The 324-nt window shown below is 43.5% G+C and carries 1 protein-coding gene; it reads right to left on the bottom strand.

Annotated features, from left to right (window positions below):
• Nucleotides 1-324, bottom strand: a 324-nt coding sequence (locus ACFIK0_RS09670; protein ID WP_375663956.1) for a glycosyltransferase, incomplete at both ends; no start/stop codon positions are given.

Here is a 324-nt window from a genome sequence, read left to right as displayed (position 1 = left end):
ATTAATTGTGCTTCATCATCAATTTTGGCAACGTCAGTCGTGTATCCACGCATCTTAACGGTGTCTCCTACACCAAGTTCTTTGATTTGCTTTTCCAACTTCTTATCAAAGTTATCGTTAGCGTAACCCCACAGGTCCAACTTGGCATCAGGCACTGCTTTCAGAACTTTTGGCCATGCCGCAATCAAGTGATCTTGTTGCTTTTCTGGTGACAGCCGAGCAACTTCAACTACATAGTGCTTCTTCCGTGAACTGAATGGCACATGCTTAGCATTCAAAACTTCATCAGGCACAATAGCAGAAGGAATCCGGAAAATTGGCACA

It is taken from the genome of Bartonella sp. CL63NXGY (assembly GCF_042194905.1).
In the GTDB taxonomy this organism is placed as follows: Bacteria; Pseudomonadota; Alphaproteobacteria; order Rhizobiales; family Rhizobiaceae; genus Bartonella.
This window is presented reverse-complemented; position numbering and strand designations above follow the sequence as displayed.